Annotated in this window: 15 protein-coding genes and 1 pseudogene; 6 read left to right on the top strand and 10 right to left on the bottom strand. The window is 69.7% G+C overall.

All coding sequences use genetic code 11. From position 1 onward, the window contains the following. Positions 1 to 14: 14 nt before the first annotated feature. Together Amac_RS37540 and Amac_RS37535 are read left to right on the top strand one after the other, a co-directional pair. Positions 15 to 662 carry a nucleotidyltransferase domain-containing protein gene (locus Amac_RS37540; protein ID WP_155359171.1) on the top strand — a complete coding sequence of 216 codons (648 nt, stop codon included), beginning with the start codon at positions 15 to 17 and terminating at the stop codon, positions 660 to 662. After that, positions 659 to 1,420 carry a nucleotidyltransferase domain-containing protein gene (locus Amac_RS37535; protein WP_155359170.1) on the top strand — a complete coding sequence of 254 codons (762 nt, stop codon included), beginning with the start codon at positions 659 to 661 and terminating at the stop codon, positions 1,418 to 1,420. The genes Amac_RS37540 and Amac_RS37535 overlap by 4 nt, the downstream gene beginning before the upstream one ends. Here the strand turns inward: Amac_RS37535 and Amac_RS37530 are convergent. The 3 genes from Amac_RS37530 to Amac_RS37520 all read right to left on the bottom strand — a co-directional run bounded on the left by Amac_RS37530 (position 1,405) and on the right by Amac_RS37520 (position 3,543). Next, the gene (locus Amac_RS37530) at positions 1,405 to 2,268 is read right to left on the bottom strand and encodes a GNAT family N-acetyltransferase (protein ID WP_155359169.1); all 864 of its coding nucleotides are present in this window, start codon (positions 2,266 to 2,268) and stop codon (positions 1,405 to 1,407) included. The two genes, Amac_RS37535 and Amac_RS37530, sit on opposite strands and share 16 nt — an antisense overlap. Before the next feature lie 5 nt (positions 2,269 to 2,273). Continuing rightward, positions 2,274 to 2,810 carry an NUDIX hydrolase family protein gene (locus tag Amac_RS37525; protein ID WP_218041526.1) on the bottom strand — a complete coding sequence of 179 codons (537 nt, stop codon included), beginning with the start codon at positions 2,808 to 2,810 and terminating at the stop codon, positions 2,274 to 2,276. A 64-nt stretch (positions 2,811 to 2,874) separates the two neighbouring features. Further along, the gene (locus tag Amac_RS37520) at positions 2,875 to 3,543 is read right to left on the bottom strand and encodes a DUF998 domain-containing protein (RefSeq protein WP_155359168.1); all 669 of its coding nucleotides are present in this window, start codon (positions 3,541 to 3,543) and stop codon (positions 2,875 to 2,877) included. Between the two features lie 343 nt (positions 3,544 to 3,886). Between Amac_RS37520 and Amac_RS37515 the strand changes: the two genes are divergently transcribed. Together Amac_RS37515 and Amac_RS58430 are read left to right on the top strand one after the other, a co-directional pair. After that, on the top strand, positions 3,887 to 4,213 hold the full coding sequence (locus Amac_RS37515; protein ID WP_155359167.1) for a YciI family protein: 327 nt from the start codon (positions 3,887 to 3,889) through the stop codon (positions 4,211 to 4,213). Between the two features lie 309 nt (positions 4,214 to 4,522). Further along, positions 4,523 to 5,791 (top strand): annotated as a pseudogene (locus Amac_RS58430) (RNA polymerase sigma factor); the annotation flags it as partial. A 741-nt stretch (positions 5,792 to 6,532) separates the two neighbouring features. Here the strand turns inward: Amac_RS58430 and Amac_RS53990 are convergent. Next, positions 6,533 to 7,267, bottom strand: a complete 735-nt coding sequence (locus tag Amac_RS53990; protein WP_373869917.1) for an FAS1-like dehydratase domain-containing protein — start codon at positions 7,265 to 7,267, stop codon at positions 6,533 to 6,535. A gap of 125 nt (positions 7,268 to 7,392) precedes the next feature. Here Amac_RS53990 and Amac_RS53985 point away from each other — a divergent pair, with 125 nt between their 5' ends. Beyond that, positions 7,393 to 7,848 carry a MarR family winged helix-turn-helix transcriptional regulator gene (locus tag Amac_RS53985; protein ID WP_170322850.1) on the top strand — a complete coding sequence of 152 codons (456 nt, stop codon included), beginning with the start codon at positions 7,393 to 7,395 and terminating at the stop codon, positions 7,846 to 7,848. A gap of 127 nt (positions 7,849 to 7,975) precedes the next feature. Further along, positions 7,976 to 8,386: a cellulose binding domain-containing protein gene (locus tag Amac_RS37495; protein WP_170322849.1), complete on the top strand. Its 411-nt coding sequence runs from the start codon at positions 7,976 to 7,978 to the stop codon at positions 8,384 to 8,386. Here Amac_RS37495 and Amac_RS37490 read toward each other — a convergent pair whose 3' ends face one another. From Amac_RS37490 to recD2, 6 genes are all read right to left on the bottom strand, one after another. Continuing rightward, complete coding sequence (locus Amac_RS37490) at positions 8,387 to 10,843, bottom strand: ATP-binding protein (protein ID WP_218041525.1); 2,457 nt, start codon at positions 10,841 to 10,843, stop codon at positions 8,387 to 8,389. 119 nt (positions 10,844 to 10,962) lie between these two features. Then, the gene (locus Amac_RS37485) at positions 10,963 to 11,652 is read right to left on the bottom strand and encodes a cellulose binding domain-containing protein (protein ID WP_155359161.1); all 690 of its coding nucleotides are present in this window, start codon (positions 11,650 to 11,652) and stop codon (positions 10,963 to 10,965) included. A 103-nt stretch (positions 11,653 to 11,755) separates the two neighbouring features. After that, positions 11,756 to 12,940: a multiple monosaccharide ABC transporter permease gene (gene mmsB / locus Amac_RS37480; RefSeq protein WP_155359160.1), complete on the bottom strand. Its 1,185-nt coding sequence runs from the start codon at positions 12,938 to 12,940 to the stop codon at positions 11,756 to 11,758. Continuing rightward, positions 12,937 to 14,469, bottom strand: a complete 1,533-nt coding sequence (mmsA, locus tag Amac_RS37475; RefSeq protein WP_155359159.1) for a multiple monosaccharide ABC transporter ATP-binding protein — start codon at positions 14,467 to 14,469, stop codon at positions 12,937 to 12,939. Before mmsA ends, mmsB begins: the two co-directional genes overlap by 4 nt. Further along, positions 14,466 to 15,605 (bottom strand): multiple monosaccharide ABC transporter substrate-binding protein, encoded by a 1,140-nt coding sequence (chvE, locus tag Amac_RS37470; RefSeq protein ID WP_155359158.1) that lies wholly within the window; start codon positions 15,603 to 15,605, stop codon positions 14,466 to 14,468. The genes mmsA and chvE overlap by 4 nt, the downstream gene beginning before the upstream one ends. Before the next feature lie 139 nt (positions 15,606 to 15,744). Further along, entirely contained in the window at positions 15,745 to 17,877 is a 2,133-nt protein-coding gene (recD2, locus tag Amac_RS37465) for an SF1B family DNA helicase RecD2 (protein ID WP_246268970.1), read from the bottom strand. Positions 17,878 to 17,913 lie beyond the last annotated feature (36 nt).

The raw sequence follows: 17,913 nt of genomic DNA, 5'->3' as shown, positions 1-17,913 counted from the left end.
CAGGGTTGTCCGCTATGGACTTGATCGCCGATCACACCGTGCTCTCGGTCGTGGTCGGATCCCGGGCGTACGGCCTGGACACCGCCGAATCCGACACCGACCGCCGGGGCGTCTACGCGGCGCCGGCGGCGCTGTTCTGGCGGCTGGACAAACCGCCCACCCATCTGGACGGGCCGCTGCCCGAGCAGTTCTCCTGGGAGCTCGAACGGTTCCTCACCCTGGCTCTGGCCTGCAACCCGACCGTGCTCGAATGCCTGTGGTCCCCGATCGTGGAGCGGATCACCCCGATCGGGACCGAGCTGCTGGCACTACGGCACGCGTTCCTGTCCCGGCGGGCCAGGGAGACCTTCCTGGAGTACGCCGACGCCCAGTTCAAGCGGCTCACCCCCGAATCGCCCAAATGGAAGCAGGCGATGCACATGATCCGGCTGCTGATCTCGGGACGCCATCTGGTCCGGCACGGCGAACCCCTCGTCCACATGGGCGAGCACCGGGATCGGCTGCTGGCGGTCCGGCGTGGGGAAGTCGCCTGGTCCGAGCTCCGCGCCTGGCGGGACGAGCTGACCGCCGATCTCGGCGCGAGCGCCGGGGTCCTGCCCGAGCACCCTGACCGTGCCGCCGTGGAGGAGTTCCTGGTGGCCGCACGAAAGTCGACGCTGTGACCACGACCCTGCCGCGCTGGCTGGCCGACATCCCGGCCGAGCAGCCGTACCCGCTCGCCTTCGCCACGGTCAGCGGCGCCCATCTGTACGGGTTCCCCTCGGTGGATTCGGATGTGGACCTGCGCGGGGTGCATCTGCTGCCGTTGCCGGACATCGTCGGATTGCGGCCGCCGGAGGAGACGATCACGCGGTCGTGGCGGCGGGACGGGGTCGAGGTCGATCTGGTCACGCACGACCTGGCCAAGTTCTGCGGGCTGCTGCTGAACCGGAACGGATACGTGCTGGAGCAGCTGCTGTCGCCGCTGGTGGTGGCGAGTTCGCCGGTGCACCAGGAGCTGGTGGCGATCGCGCCGGGGTGCGTGACGCGGTTCCACGCCTACCACTACCTGGGGTTCGCCCGGACGCAGTGGAAGCTGTTCGAGAAGGCGCGCGAGCTGAAGCCGCTGCTGTACACCTTCCGGGTGCTGCTGACCGGCATCCATCTGGTGCGGACGGGGGAGCTTGTCGCCGATCTCACCCGGCTTTACGGGGGCGGGCCGCCGTACCTCAAGGAGCTGGTGGCCGCCAAGAAGGCGGGCGAGCACGGCGGGCTGCCCGGCGGGGCGCCGGCCCTCGACGTGCTGGCCGGGGATGTCGAGGGGCTGACCGCCGCCCTGGAGCTGGCCAGGGACGAGTCGCCGCTGCCGGGCGCGGCCACGGCGGCGGACGCGCTGCACGATCTGGTGGTGCGGGTCCGGCTTGATCAGGGACCTCGGTAGGGGATGGTCCGGGCGTAACGCCGGAAGCCCATGCCGCGGTAGAGCACCTGCGGGATCGGGTAACCGGAGTCGCCGCGGGGGCAGACGATCGCGGTTTTCGCGCCCGTGGCCCGGAGTGCGTGGAGGGCGGCCAGGCAGACTGCCCGGGACAGGCCCATGCGCCGGAACTCCGGGACCGTCCCGACGGGCTCGATCAGGCCGACGCCGTGCTGGTCGTCCAGCCAGATGAGGCAGCTCGCGGCGAAGTCTCCGCCGGGGCCTTCCGCCACCCAGTCCAGATCCGCCCGGTACGGCCATGCCGCCATCAGGGCTCGATAGGACTCGTCGGTCACCTTGGTCGAATTCCAGGATCGGCGGTGTACGGCCACCCGGCGTACGAGATCGGCTTCGCCGGAGACGGCCCGGACGATGAACCCGTCGGGCACTACGGGATCCGGCAGCTGTTTCAGCGAACGCCGGTGGTAGGCGAAGAACGCCTTCGCCTCGGGGTCCCGGAAATATCCGTATCTGTCCAGCTCTGACTGGAGGTTCTTCTCCACGTCGAGGGCCGTCACCATCACCGGCTGCCCGTCGGCGAGATCCGTGAACCAGCGGAGAACCTCGCCGATCAGCTCCGGGTATCCCGGATCCACCTGTAAGCGGAAATCCCACGGTAAGTTGGCCCACCCCCAGGCGACCACCCGGCCGCCGTCCTCCCACAGGCCGATCGGCCACCGCGTCAGCTCCGGCGGATACATCAGCCTTCCCCAGGCCAGATCCCCCACATGATGGGCACTCCGGGCCGACCACAGGCGCTGGGTCAGGCCCTGCATCGCGCGCAGGTCCTCCGGCTTCGCGAACTCCCGCATGCTGATCAGGGTAGGCGGCCGACGTGGGCCAGAGCCTGCTTCAGCAGCACGCCCTGGCCGCCCGTCATCTCCTGCTGCACCAGCGGGGAGGCGGCCTCGGCCGGGGTGAACCACTCCAGGTCGAGCGCGTCCTGCCGGGGGCGGCAGTCGCCCGCGACCGGCACGATGTAGGCCAGCGACACCGCGTGCTGGCGGGGGTCATGGTAGGGCGTGACGTCCTGGGCCGGGAAGTACTCGGCCACCGTGAACGGCTGCGGTGAGGCCGGGATGCGGGGCAGGGCCACCGGGCCGAGGTCCTTCTCCAGGTGGCGCAGGAGCGCGTCGCGGACCCGTTCCCGGTAGAGCACCCGGCCGGAGACCAGGGCGCGGCTGACCTTGCCGTCCGTGCCGATGCGCAGCAGCAGGCCGACGTGGGTCACCACGCCCGACTCGTCCACCCGGACGGGGACGGCGTCGACGTACAGGATCGGCATCCGCCCCCGGATGGCCTCCAACTCCTCCGGAGCCAGCCAACCAGGAGCGGTTTCGGTCATTTCGGTCATTGATCGATCGTACTCGGCATGGGTGGGCCCACCTCGCACAACGGCGAGATGGGCTCGCACCGGTTCAGCGGAGTTCGGCGCGCTTGTCCAGGGCGACGACGGTGAGCCAGGAGACGGCCACCAGCGCCCCGACGCCGAGGGTGAGCGCGCCCGCGTGCCCGCCCGAGATCGCCCAGACCTCCCCGGCGAGGAAGATCACCGCGCTGGCCACCGAGCCCGCCGCGTATCCGGTTCGGCCGGCCTGGCTGTAGTGGCGGCCGAAGATGAAGCAGGCCACGATGAGCGCGGTGAAGCCGATCGAGGCGGAGGCGTTGTGCGCGATGCTGTGCCAGCTCATCGAGGCCGGCATGCCGAGGGGAGTGCCGGTCGGGAAACCGTCCATCGGGTCCATCGTGAAGATCCCGGCCAGGACGGTGGTGACGCCGAACACCAGGACCAGCCGGGGAGCCCAGACGCCACCCAACCGGCCGCGCAGCGCGCGGCGGAGGCCGATCGATCCGGCGACGGCCAGGACACCCATGACCACGAATGTGCTGATCTGGAGCCAGCCGAGGTCACCGTTGCTCAGCACGCTGAGCGGGTGGCGGGTCAGGTCGAAGCTCTCCCGGGTGAAGGCCTGGCCATAGGAGACGATCCCGTAGACGGGGGCAACCAGCGCGGCCGCAATGAGAAGCGTGCGCGTACTGGTCGGGGTGCTGGTGCCGATCGGGGTGCTGGTGTTGGTGGCAGTCATGGCCGAGTCCTTTTCAATGGCATGGCCGGTCGAACCGGCTTCGGTGGCATGGCCGGTCGAACCGGCTTCGGTGACGTTGCCGGTCGAACCGGCTTCGGTGACGTTGCCGGTCGAACCGGCCTCACTGACGCGTCGTCCGGCGACCCCCGGAATCGACCGCCCGTCCCGAGCTCCCCGCCGACCAGGGATTATCTGGATATTTCCGCATTACCTGTCATATGTTGAGGGATGCATTACCTGTCACATCCCGACGAATCCCAGGTCAGGCGAGAGTCGGTCGATTTCGGTGCCGGTCGTGCGACGCATGAGTGACAGCACGAAGCGATCGAACAAGGAGAAGACAATGCGATTCCTGATGACCATGAAGGGCGGCGGACCGGCTCCGGACGAGGCGCTCTACGCGGAGATGGGCAAGTTCGTGGAGGAGATGACCAAGGCCGGCGTGCTGTTGGCGACCGGCGGCCTGGACCCCGCAGGCACCCACATCACCGCCTCCGGCGGCGACATCACCATCACCGACGGCCCTTTCGCCGAGGCACGAGAGGCGATCGTCAGCTTCGCACTGATCGAGGTCCGCTCCAAGGAGGAGGCCATCGAACTCACCCGCCGCTTCTGGAAGATCATCGGCGACGGCGTAGGCGACATGCAGCAGGTGTACGGCCCCGAATAACCCAAACGGGATTGGCGGCAATGATTCCGGTGATCCGATCAGGACATCGTGGGACGCGCACACCACGATCGACGGAGTCTGAAAGCTGAGGCGATGATTCCAATGATCCGATCACAACGTCGCGGAACGCGCACACCACGACCGACGGAATCCGGAAGCTGATGATCCGATCACGACGTCGCGGGATGCGCACACCACGATCGACGGAATCTGAAAGCTGAGGCGATGATTCCGATCATCCGATCACAACGTCGCGGAACGCGCACACCACGACCGACGGAATCTGGGAGCTGAGGCGATGATCCGATTATGACGTCGTGGGACGCGCACGCCGCTGTCGACGGAGTGTGGAAGCTGGAGTCCGCGAGGATCATCGCTGGTCTCGTCCGGATTGCGGGGGATGTCAGTCTGGCCGAGGAGTTCGCGCAGGACGCGCTCCTGGCCGCGCTGGAGCGGTGGCCGGAGTCAGGCGTCCCGGACAATCCGGGCGCCTGGCTGATGGCCATCGCCAAGCGCAGGGCTGTCGACCATCTGCGCCGCGCCGGACGGCTGGACCGCGGGAACGAGAAGCTGGCCCACGAACTCGCGGTCCGGCCGGACCCCGGCGCGGACGACCTGGACGCGGCGCTCGACGACCTCGATGGCGGGGTCGGCGACGACGTCCTGCGGCTGATGTTCATCTCCTGCCACCCCGCCCTGTCCACCGGGGCGCGGGTGGCACTGACGTTGCGGCTCGTCGGCGGGCTGCGAACGGAGGAGATCGCGCGCGCGTTCCTGGTGTCGGAGGCCGTGGTCGCGCAGCGGATCGTGCGGGCCAAGCGCACGCTGGCCGCCCGGCGGATCCCGTTCGAGGTGCCCGCGGAGCGGGACCGCGAGGCCCGGCTCTCCTCGGTGCTCGAGGTCATCTACCTCGTGTTCAACGAAGGATACGCGGCCACGGCGGGCGAGGACTTGATGCGGCCCGGGCTGTGCCTGGAGGCGCTGCGGCTCGGCCGGTTGCTGGCCCAGCTCACGCCCGGCGAAGCCGAGGTGCATGGCCTTGTCGCGTTGATGGAACTGCAGGCGTCGCGCGCCGAGGCCCGCACCGGACCCGAGGGCGAGCCGATCCCGCTGCACGAGCAGAACCGGGGGCGCTGGGATCGGCTGCTCATCCGCCGGGGCATGACGGCACTGCTCCAGGCCGGGGCCGCCGGTGGCCCGCTCGGCCCGTACATGCTCCAGGCCGCGATCGCGGTCTGCCACGCCCAGGCCCCCACCGCGGAGGAAACCGACTGGGCGCGGATCGCGTCGCTCTACGAGGCGTTGTCCCGGGTGCTGCCCACCCCGGTCGTGCGGCTCAACCGGGCGGTCGCGGTCGCGATGGCGGACGGGCCCGAGGCCGGCCTGGCGTTGGCCGATCCGCTGCTCGCCGAACCGGCGATGCGCGGCTACCACCTGCTGCCGGGCGTGCGCGGTGACCTGCTGGCCAAGCTCGGCCGCAACGCGGAAGCGCGCGCCGAGTTCGAACGCGCGGCCTCGCTCACCCAGAACGCCCCCGAACGCGCGATCCTGCTGAAACGCGCCGCCGCCTGCGAAGAGCGAGCCGACGCGGTCACCCTCTCGCACGCGGTCGCCGCCTTCCTGGCCCGCGACGACCTGGATCCCGCGACCCTGCGCGCCTACGGCCAGACGATGAACCGCCTGGTCCGGCAGGTCGGCGGGGAGATGGCCCTGCCCGATCTCACGGCCGCGCGGATCGCGGCGGCCTTCGCGGCCGTGTGGGGCGGGGCCGCGGACGCGACCTGGAACCGGCATCGCGCCGCCGTCCGCTCCTTCACCGCATGGGCCCGGCGCGACCAGGGCTGGACCGCCGCCAACCTGTCCGCCGGCCTCGACCGGCGCCCCGAACCACGCGGCAGGACCCGCGGCATGGACCCCGCCCACGTCGAAACCCTGCTCACCCACCCCGGCCTCCCCCTGCGCGAGCGCACCCTCTGGGCGATGCTCTACGAGAGCGCGGCCGGAGCCGCCCTGGCCCTGTCCCTCGACATCGAGGACCTGGATCTCGACGGCGGACACGGCCGCGGCGTGCACTGGGGACCCAAGACGGCCGCACTGCTCCCCCAGCTCATCGCCAACCGCCACCGCGGACCCGTGTTCCTCGCCGACCGCAAACCCGCCCCGGCCCGCATGCCGCCCGCCCGCGACATATGCCCGGAGACAGGCCGCCGCCGCCTGTCCTACGAACGGGCGGAGTACTTGTTCAAACAGGCGTCGCATGGCAACACCTTCTATCAACTGCGACTGACAGAACCCTCCGCCACCCGGCAGCCGTCACCGTCATAGACCTCGGCCGCGTCGGGCCCGGCCATGGCCACGGTCAGTCGCTGCGGCCCGAGGGCGGGCGCCAGCAGCCGATATCGGAATTCCGGTCCAGCCAAATCCCGCCCCATAACGCCGGAAAAGCTCCGCCATGAGCACAATCAGCAATGGTCCGTGCACCACTAGATCGGCGTATCCCTCGGCTGCGGCGAAGCGATGGTCATAGTGAATGCGATGCGCGTTATACGTGAGCGCCGAGAACCGGAACAACACCACCGGATCGACGTCGAAAACGAACCGCGGTTCGCCCATCGGCAAACCCCCGTCGGTCGTCGGCAAAACCCCCGGAGGCTGGTACACGATGTCCTGTTCCTCCGTGATCGCCAGCTCGCCGCCCTGCCGGAACTCGTGGCGTACCGTCACGAATGTCAGCGGCCCTGATCGGCCGGTCTTATCCACCGACGCGACCACCCCACTGCTCCGCATGGCCGTCTCACCCACCCGTAGCGGACGCAGATGCCGCGTCCGGCCCCCGGCGAACATCCGCGTCCTGCCAGGCCCGGGCTGCCCCGCCAGTGGATGCCCGTCCGGCCCGAGCTCGTCCTGCCGCCACTCGTCCAGCAGCTGCACCCAATGCCACATCGGCGGCAACGATCCGCCCGGCTCCCCCGCCGCGACCGCCTCAACGCCGAGCAGCCCCGCCAGGGCCCGCCCGGCGTGCGGGTCGATTACCCCTTCTCGCCGGAGGTCCATCAGCACCCTTCGCTCATTTAAGCGACCACCGCAAAGCAATTCGCGATGCTATTTCGGAATCATGCGTATGGCACGAAATGGGTTACCATTATTCACAACGCAATCCCTCCACCTCCGGGAGCGGAATGACGACGGCGGCATCCCCTGGTGACATCCACGTCAGCCACGAGGAACTGACCCGGTTGCGCATGGCGCTCGGCCGCCTCGGCCGGGTGCTCAGACAGCAGAACGACGAGGGTCTGTCGTACGCGTTGATATCCCTGCTCTTCAACGTGGCCCGCAACCAGCCCACCACCGCCGGCGACCTGGCCGTCAGCGAGGGCGTCAGCCCTCCGTCGGTGACCCGCTCCCTCAACCGCCTGTTCGAACTCGGCCTCATCTCCCGCGAGCAGGACTCCGTCGACCGCAGGGCCACCCTGATCCGGCTGACCAACGCCGGCATGCTGGAACGCGCCCGCATCCTGCGCAGCCGCGAGGTCTGGCTCTCCGGCCACCTCGACCGCCTCTCCCCCGACGAACTGACCGCCCTCCTGAACGCGGTCCCCGTCCTGGAACGCCTCTGCGACCCAGAAACCCCGTAACACAGATCACCACGCTAGAGAGCACCCAGCCTGCCGCACCCGACATCCTGTGCCCGTAGCGGTCGGGTCCCGGGCGCGAAAGTTTCAGCGTCAACGGCCGGTCGGGGCTTTAGGTGATCTTGGTGCGTTGACGGGGGGAGTGGATCGGGCCAATGTGATCCGGGTGAAGTCGGTCTCCCTGGCGGCTGTCGTGCTCGCGGGCGCGCTCGTCTCCGCGCCCGCGGGCGCAACGCCGGTGTTCAGTTGTGAATACGAGTTCGTGACCTGGCCTGGGTCGTTCAGCGCGGAGCTGACGATCACCAACAACGGGCCCGCGATCAGTTCCTGGCGGGTCAGCTGGACGTTCCGTGCCGCGACCACGCAATCCGCCGCCTGGCAGGCGAAGCTGTCGCAGCGCACGCCGTACGACATGACCGCCACCAACCTGCCGTGGAACGGGGGGATCGGGACCGGCCAGGTGCGGACGTTCGGCTGGACGGCCTTCGCGGTGACCACGGAGACGCCGGACGACATCACCGTCAACGGGGTCCCCTGCTGATCATTCGCCGAGCAGGACCGTGATCTGGTCGGCCTCCGGCACGCCCAACCGGCGGTAGATGTCGGCGGCGACGCGCCAGTTCTCCCGGGCCTGCCCGGTCTGCCCGCTGCCGTTGAGCACGTGGGCGATGCCGGCGAGGGCCCGCGCATGCTCGTACTGGTCGCCGGTTTCCTCGGTCAGCGTGTGCGCGGCCCGATGCCGGGCGAGGGCCGCTTCCGGCTGGCCCATCGCGCGCAGCGTCTCGCCGAGCGTGTTGAGCGTTTCGGTCTCCAGGCTGCGATCGCCCGTTTCGCGGCTGATGGCCAAGGCCCGGCGCAGGTGGTCGAGAGCCTGCGGGTAACGCTCCAGGCGCAGGTAGACCGCGCCCATCGTGCCCAGCGCGCTGCCCGCACCGCCGGGATCGCCGGATTCGCGGCAACTGGCCAGCGCCTGCTCCAGGTGCGTGAGGGCGTCGGCGTGCCGTCCGAGCAGGCCGTACAGCGCGCCGAGGTTGCCGAGGGCGTATCCGCGCAGGCGTGGGTCGCCCACCTCGGCGAAGATCTCGGCGGCTTCGAGCTGGTGCCCGGCCGCGTCCTCGTAGCGGCCAAGCCGCCGGTACAGCGCGCCGATGTTGATCAGCTGGGTGCCGGTCCCGTGCCGGTTCCCGGTGCGGCGGCAGAGCGCCAGCGCGTCCTGGAGATGCGCGAGCGCCTGCGCCAGTTCGCCCAGCCGCTCGTCCACCACGCCGAGCCGTCCCAGCGCTCTGGCCTCCCCCTCAAGATCCCCGGCCTCCCGCGCGGCGGCGAGGGATTGGCGGAACCGCTCCCTGGCCTCCCGGAAGTTGCCCAGCCACCAGTGGATGCCGCCCAGGTTGGCCAGGGCGGCGGCCCGTCCCTCGCCCGCCGCGAGCGCGGCCCGTACGGCGCAGGTGTGGACCGTGAGAGCCTCCTGGTAGTGGCAGCCGACCTCGAAATGCCGCCACAGCGTGCGGGACAGGTCGACGCAGTGGCCCGGCCAGCCGTGGCGGGCCGCGTACGCGGCGACGGCCACCAGATTCGGGCGTTCCCGCTCAAGCCAGGCCACGACTTCGTCCATTGGAGGCACCGGCGACCCCGGAACCTCCGGTGCGGGCCGCCCGCGTTCGTAGGGGAACAGCACATTCGCGGCCGAAGCCGCCGAATACCGGTAGTAGTCCAGCAGCCGGGTCAGCGCCGCGTGCGGGTCCGTCGCGTTCTCGACGGCGAAGGCGCGGAGCAGGTCGTGCATCGTGTACCGGCCCGAACCCGCAGATTCGAGCAGATGCCCCCGGGCCAGCTCCTCGACCAGCTCCCGCGCCCGCTCGAGCCCGGCGCCCGCCAGGGCTGCGGCGGCGTACGCGTCGAGTTCCCGCCCCGGATGCAGGCCAAGCAGGTCGAACACCCGCGCCGCGTCCGCGCTGAGCTGCCGATAGGACCACGAGAAGACCGCGCGGACCGCCGTGCGCGGGTCCCCGGCCGCGTCCAGCAGGTCCAGCCGCCGCTGCTCGTCACGCAACCCAGCGACCAGCTCCGACAGCGCGACACCAGGCCGTGCGACGGCGAGTTCGGCCGCGATCCGCAACGCCAGCGGCAACCGCGCGCAGTTCTCGGCCAGCTCCGCCGCATGTGCGGGCGATTCGTCCACTCGCGCCCCGATCAGGGTGCGGAGCAGGGCGATCGCCTCGGACGCGCTGAGCATGTCCAGCTCGATCCGCCTGGCCCCGTCGCGCGCGACCAGCCCGGCGAGATCCTCCCGGCTGGTCACCACGACGAAGCAGGACGGGCTGCCGGGCAGCAGCGGCCGCACATGCTCTGCGCCGCGGGCGTTGTCCAGCACGATGAGCAGACGCCGCCCGGCCACGAGCGTGCGGTACCGGGCCGCGCGTTCGGAGAGATCGTCGGGGATGTCCTGCCCATCCACGCCGAGGCCGCGCAGGAAGCCCGCCAGTGCGTCGGCCGTCGGCACCGGCCGTTCGGGATCGTAGCCGCGCAGATCAAGGTAGAGCTGGCCGTCGGGGAAACGTTTCGCCACCTGGTGCGCCCAGTGTACGGCCAGCGCGGTCTTGCCCACCCCAGCCGTTCCCGCCACCGCGGAGATCACCGCGGTTCGCCGCTCGCCGGGAGCCAGCAGAGCGTGCAAGGTGGCGAGCTGCTCGGTTCGGCCGGTGAAACCGTACACGTCCATGGGGAGTTGCCTGGGCACCGGGCGTTCGGCGGGGAGCGCCCGCCGGCGGTTCTCCTCGACCTGGTCGCGGGCCGTGGCGAGCGCCCCCTGCTCGGCGGGGGTCGCGCCGAGCAGGCCGATCAGCACGTCGAACCGGTCGGTCGGCGGGAGGACCCGCCCGGACAGGTACTCGCCGATGATCCCGTGCGACCATCCGGTCGCCGCCGCCAGCTCGCGGTAGGTCAGCTCGGAGGTTCCCCGCCGCCGCGCGTGCCGCCGCCGCAGCCCGCGCAGCACGCGCGAGAGGTCCGCCAGAGTACGGACCTCCGCCAGTCGCCAACCCGATACGCCGTCGATGGGTGAAGGAAACCACGCGGAAGGATCGTGCGCGACCGGAGCCGCGCACGATCCCGATCTCACCCCGTGCAGGGCACGCCGTTGAGCGTGAAACCGCTCGGCGGCGTGAACGGAACGGCCGACCCGCCGAAGCCGACGAACGTCTGCACGCCCGGCCCGATCACCGCGTTGTACGCCACCGGGGTGATCGTCCCGGTTCCGCCGCTACGGGTCATCACCCCGTTGAACGTGCTGCCCACGGTCGCCGTCGCGGGCAGGGCGAAGCCGATCGTCCACCCGTTCGTGGCCGCGGGCGTCGTGTTCACGATCGTGACCACGGCCTGGAATCCCGGGCTGAACGTGATGACCTGAATCCGGCACGTCGGCGTGGCGGTGGTGGCCAGGGTGGTGAAACTCCCGGGATCCGACCGCGCCGAGGTGTTCCCCGCGGCGTCGAAGGCGATGACCGCGTAGGTGTACGTGGTGCTCGGCGTCAGCCCGGTGACCGGCTGGAACCGCTCCGCCGGCCCGACGGTCCGGATCGTGGTCCACGTGCCGCCCGCGAGCTGCTGCAGGTAATACCCGGTGACCTGCACATTGTCAGTGGCCTCGGGCCAGAACACGTTCGCCGCCGTCGTGGTGACGCTGCTGAACGTGGGCGCCTGAGGCTTCGACGGCGGCACCGTGTCGGTTCCGGCCGCCCGCGCGGGCGACGCCAGGAACGCCACCCCCAGGAGAGCGCTGAGAATCGCGACGATAATTCGTCTCATCGTTGTGCACCTTTCACGTCGGCACTGCCGCAATGATCGGCAGCCCGCGCCCGGATTCCCCCGAATCCTGGACACCGTTGGACAGGCGTGAGGTGCGGATGGCTCAGCGGGTCGCGCGGCGTTTGGTCCAGACGTCGAAGGCGACGGCGGCGAGCAGGACGATGCCCTTGACGAGCATGACCCGCTCGCTGGGGGAGCCGATCAAGGACATGCCGTTGTTGATGACCCCCATGATGAGCCCGCCGGTGATGGCGCCGACGACCTTCCCGACCCCGCCCTGGACGGCGGCGCCGCCGATGAAGGCGGCGGCGATGGCGTCGAGTTCGAAGGCGTTGCCGGCCGTCGGGCCCGCCTGGTTGAGGCGGCCGGCGAAGATGACACCGGCCAGGGCGGCGAGCACGCCCATGTTGACGAAGATCCAGAAGACGACCTGCCTGACGTTGATGCCGGAGAGCTGGGCGGCCTGCAGGTTGCCGCCGATGGCGTAGATCTGGCGGCCGAAGACGGCGCGGGTGGTGAGGAGGGAGTAGGCGAGGACGAGGAGCGCGAGCAGGACCAGGACCCAGGGGAGGTTCTTGAAGCGCGCCAGCTGCACCACCACCACGACGACGACCGCGGCGGCGGTGAGGAGCTTGAGGAGGAAGACGGCGAAGGGCTCCACGGACTGGTGGTAGCCGAGCCGGGCGGTGCGGGCGCGCCATTGCGTGGTGACCATGCCGGTGATGACCAGGGCGCCGATGATCAGGCTGAACAGGTCGGCGCCGCCGAGCGGGCCCAGGCCGATGTTGCCCAGGTAGCCGTCGGTGAAGCCGTTGGACAGCGTCCGTACCGGATCGGGGAAGGGCCCGATGCCCTGGTTGCCGAGGACGGTGAGGGTGAGGGCGCGGAACAGGAGCATTCCGGCGAGGGTGACGATGAAGGCGGGGATGCCGTAATAGGCGATCCAGTAGCCCTGCCAGGCGCCGATGACGCCGCCCGCGATCAGCGTGAGGACCAGGGCGAGCGGCCAGGGGAGGCCGTATTCGACCATGAGGACGGCGGCGATCGCGCCGGTGACGGCGACCACCGAGCCGACCGACAGGTCGATGTGCCCGGCGATGATGATCAGAATCATGCCGATGGACAGGATGAGGATGTACGAGTTCTGGACGACGATGTTGGAGATGTTCTGCGGCTGGAGCAGGGCGCCGTCGGTCAGAATCGAGAAGAGCACGACGATCAGGGCGAACGCGATGTATATGCCGCTCTGGCGGATGTTCAGCGACCTGCCGAGCAATGAAGCGGTCATCGGGACTGTTCCTTGGTCATCAGTTGCATGAGGCGTTCCTGGGTGGCGTCGGCGCGCGAGAGCTCGCCGGTGATGCGGCCCGCCGACAGGGCGTAGACGCGGTCGCAGAGGCCGAGGAGTTCCGGCAGCTCCGAGGAGATGACCAGCAGGGCCTTGCCCGCGTCGGCCAGCCGGTTGATGATCGAATAGATCTCGTACTTGGCGCCGACGTCGATGCCGCGGGTCGGCTCGTCCAGGATCAGCACGTCCGCGTCCGTGAAGATCCACTTGGACAGCACGACCTTCTGCTGGTTGCCGCCGCTGAGCTTGCCGGTGACGCTGAGCACGCTGGGCGCCTTGATGTTGAGGTCGCGGCGGTACTGCTCGGCGATCCGGTACTCCTCGTTGTCGTCGACCCAGCCGCGCCGGGCCAGCTTGCCCAGGTCGGCGGCGGAGACGTTGCGCTTGATGTCCTCGATCAGGTTGAGGCCGTAGCGTTTGCGGTCCTCGGTGGCGTACGCGATGCCGTGCCGGATGGCGTCCCGCACCGTGCGGATGTCGACCTCGCGGCCGTCGCGGTAGATCCGGCCGGAGATGTTCGTCCCGTACGCGCGGCCGAAGACGCTCATCGCCAGTTCGGTGCGGCCCGCGCCCATCAGCCCGGCCAGACCGACGATCTCGCCGCGGCGGATCGACAGGGTGGCGCCGGCGACGACGGCGCGGCCGAGCTGGACGGGGCTGTGCACGGTCCAGTCCTCGATGCGCAGGGCTTCGGGGCCGATATCGGGAACGCGCGCCGGGAAACGGTGTTCCAGGTCGCGGCCGACCATGCCGGCGATGATGCGGTCCTCGGTGACCTCGTCGGTGGCGAGGGAGAGTGTCTCGATCAACCGGCCGTCGCGGAGGATGGTGATCGAGTCGGCGATCGAGGCGACCTCGTTCAGCTTGTGGGAGATGATCACGCAGGTGACTCCCTCGGCGCGCAGGCCGCGGAGCAGGTCGAGCAGGTGCGCGGAGTCCTCGTCGTTGAGCGCCGCGGTCGGCTCGTCCAGGATGAGCAGCCGGACCTCCTTGGCCAGCGCCTTGGCGATCTCGACCAGCTGCTGCTTGCCGACGCCGATGTCGGCCACCGTGGTCACCGGGTTCTCCCGCAGGCCGACCCGGTCCAGGAGCCGGGCGGCCTCGTGGTTGGTGCGGTTCCAGTCGACGAGGCCGCGCCTGGCCCGCTCGTTGCCGAGGAAGATGTTCTCCGCGATCGACAGCTGCGGGCAGAGCGCGAGCTCCTGGTGGATGATGACGATCCCGCGCCGCTCGCTGTCGCGGATGTCGGAGAACCGGCACGGGGCGCCGTCGAAGGTGATCTCGCCCTCGTACGAGCCGTGCGGATACACCCCCGACAGGACCTTCATCAGCGTCGACTTGCCGGCGCCGTTCTCCCCGCAGATCGCGTGGATCTCACCCCGGCGCACCGACAGGTTCACATCCTGCAGCGCCCGTACGCCGGGGAAGGTCTTGGTGATCGCGCGCATGCGCAGGATGTCATCGCTCATCCGAGCTGGGCGGCCGTGTAGTAGCCGGTGTCGATCAGCGCCTGCTGGTAGTTGCTCTTGTCCACGATGATCGGTTCGAGCAGGAAGGACGGCACGACCTTGTTGCCGTTCTCGTAGTCCTTGGTGTTGTTCACCTCGGGCGTGCCGCCCTTGAGCAGGGCGTCGGTCATCTTCACGGTGACGTCGGCGAGCTGACGGGTGTCCTTGTGGATCGTCGAGTACTGCTCGTCCGCGATGATCGACTTGACCGAGGCCAGCTCGGCGTCCTGCCCGGTCACGATCGGGTACGGCTGCCCGGACGTGCCGTAGCCATTGCTCTTCAGCGCCGACAGGATCCCGATCGACAGCCCGTCGTACGGGGAGAGCACGCCCGCCACCTGGTCGCCGCCGCTGTAGGTCTTGGTGAGGATGTCCTCCATGCGCTTCTGCGCGGTGGCCGGGTCCCAGCGCAGGATGGCGACGGTCTTGAAGTCGGTCTGCCCGCTCTTGACGACCAGGGTGCCCTTGTCGATGTGCGGCTGGAGTATCGACATCGCGCCGTTGAAGAAGAAGGTGGCGTTGTTGTCGTCGGGGGAACCGGCGAACAGCTCGATGTTGAACGGGCCTTTCGCGTCGCCCGCGGAGCCGTCGGCGTTGACCACTTTGAGGCCGGTGAGCAGGGAGGTGGCCTGCTGCACGCCCACCTTGAAGTTGTCGAAGGTGGCGTAGTAGTCCACATTCGGGCTGTTGCGAATCAGCCGGTCGTACGCGATGACCGGGATCTTCTTGTCCGCCGCCTCCTGCAGCTGGGTGGTGATGGCCGTCCCGTCGATCGACGCGATGATCAGGAGCTTGGCGCCCTTGGTGATCTGGTTCTCGATCTGGTTGACCTGGGTGGGGATGTCGTTCTCCGCGTACTGCAGGTCGACCTGGTAGCCCAGTTTCTCCAGCCCGGCCTTGACGTTGTCGCCGTCGTGGATCCAGCGCTCGGAGGACTTGGTGGGCATGGTGACGCCGACCAGCGCGCCCGCGTTTCCGGCCGAGGCGGCGGCGGAGGCTTCCTGGTCCACGGTCTTCTCGCTGGAGCCGCAGGCGGCGAGGCCGAGGGCCAGGGCGAGGATGGCGGCTATTCGTGCCAGGGGGGAGGTGGCAATCATGAAAATGACTGTTATCGTTAACATTGGGGTTGTCAACAGGTCACGACAAACGTGCTTGTAACAGCCCGGAAACACCGGTCTGGCCTGGTGATTCGGTCAGACCGGCGGTTGTGGTGCCTGCGGTTGCGCTCTCATCAAGCTACGACTCGCGTACGACGGCAGCCTCCACCCTGCGGGTCAGGCCGGTGTGGCGGCGGCTCCCGAGCTGGCGGACGGCCAGCCGCAAAGCCTCCCGCTGGCCGACCAGGACCACCCAGGAGCGCGCCCGGGTGACCAGGGTGTAAAGCAGGCGGCGCCGCAGCATGACGCCGCCCGCCTCGTTCACCAGCGGAGCCACCACGAAGGGGTATTCGCTGCCCTGGGCGCGGTGCACGCTGATCGCGTAGCAGTGGGTCAGGTCGTCGAGCTCGTCGAAGCCGTAGTCGACCGACCGGCCGTCGTCGGTGGTGAGACGGATCAGGCGATCCTGCGGGAGGACGGCGGCCACCGTGGCGGTCTCCCCGTTGAAGACGTTCTTGTCGTAGTTGTTGCGGATCGGCATGACCCGATCGCCCGGGCGGAAGACCGAGGCGCCCGACCAGTGCTCCGGAATCTCGTCGCGGGCCGGATTGAGACGATCCTGGATGGTACGGCCGATCTCCAGCGTTCCGGTGGTTCCCTTGCGCATCGGGCAGAGCACCTGCACCTGGCCGGGGCTGACGTTCTGCTTGCGGGGGATCGCCACCGTGGCCAGGTGGATCACCCGTTCGGCCACCTCCCCGGGATCGCCGACCTCCTCGAACCAGAAACCGCCCCGCCCGGGCAGGGCGGGGAGCTCGCCCGCGCGGATGCGGTGCGCGGCCTGGATGATCCCGCTGCCGGCGGCCTGGCGGAAGACATGGGTCAGGCGGACGCGCGCGATCTCCTCGACGTTCAGCAGGTCGGCCAGCACGTTGCCGGGGCCGATGCTGGGCAGCTGGTCGCTGTCGCCGACCAGCAGCAGGTGACTGCCGGTCGGGACGGCCGCGAGCAGCCTGGTCGCCAGGTGCAGGTCCAGCATCGACGCCTCGTCGACCACGATGAGGTCGGCCTGGGCGGGGCTCAACTCGGAGAACAGATCGGGCGAGTCGTCGGGCTCGGTGCGGGCGAGCATACGGTGCACGGTCATCGCGGGCAGCCCGGTGAGCTCCGACAGGCGTTTGGCGGCCTTGCCGGTGGGCGCGGTGAGCGTGACCGTGCCGCCCATCGCCCGGACGGCCGCCGCGATCGCGCGCACCGTGTGGCTCTTGCCGCAGCCGGGACCGCCGGTGAGGATGCTCACCGTGCAGGTCAGGGCCAGGGTCATCGCGGCCCGCTGATCGTCGTGCAGCCGGTCGTCCTCCTCGTACGCCCGCCCCAGCAGCGTGGACTTGGCCCGCAGCAGCCGGGTCAATTGGGCGGCCAGGGCCACCTCCCGGCTGTGCTGCTCCTTGAGATACACGACGCTCTGCCCCGACAGGGCTTCGACGACCACCCGGCGCTCGGCGGTGAGCGCGTCCAGCGACCCGCGGATGAGCGCGCGGTCCTGGTCGATCAGCTCGGCGGTCTCCGCGAGCAACGCCGTCAACGGTAAGAAGCAGTGCCCCGCGCGCACGCCCGCCGATTCAAGCCGGTCCAGGATGGCCGCCTTGATCCGTTGCGGGCTGCGCTCCGGCACGCCTGAACGCAGCGCGATCCGGTCCGCGATGCCGAACGCGATCCCCCTGACCTGGCCGATCAGCTGGTACGGATCGGTGGCGAGAACGTCGGCGGACCTCTCGCCGTACACCTGGTAGATCTTGGCGGCGAGCAGGGGGCTGAGACCGAAACCCTGCAGGACCAGCATCAGCGCGGCGATGGACTTCTGCTCCAGCCAGGCCTGGACGATCTGCGCCTGCCTGCCGGGACCGATGTTGATGACCTCGCGGAGCCGCTCCGGGTCGGTGTCGATCACGTGCAGCGTGCTCTCGCCGAAATGGCCGACGATCGCGTGCGCCAGCCGGGGGCCGATGCCGCGGATCAGCCCGGAGCCCAGATAGGCGCGGATGGCCGGGACCGTCGCCGGGGCGACCCGCTCGCAGGCGGTGACGGTGAAACGGCGGCCGTGGCGGGGATGTTCGCCCCACTCGCCGGTCAGCCGGAGGGTCTCCCCAGGCTGGACCCCCGCGAGGGCGCGCCCGGCCGCGATGAAACCGGGCCCGCCCTCGGCGGTCATCCGGGCGATGGTGAACTCGTCCTCCCGGACGAATACCAGTCGCTCGACCGAAGCCTCCACAGCGGCGATCCAATCACCCGGTGGCGGGCTCTGCCG

The organism is Acrocarpospora macrocephala (assembly GCF_009687865.1).
Taxonomy (GTDB): Bacteria; Actinomycetota; Actinomycetes; order Streptosporangiales; family Streptosporangiaceae; genus Acrocarpospora; species Acrocarpospora macrocephala.
Note: the sequence above shows the minus strand (reverse complement) of the source record. Positions and strands in the feature narration are given on the sequence as shown.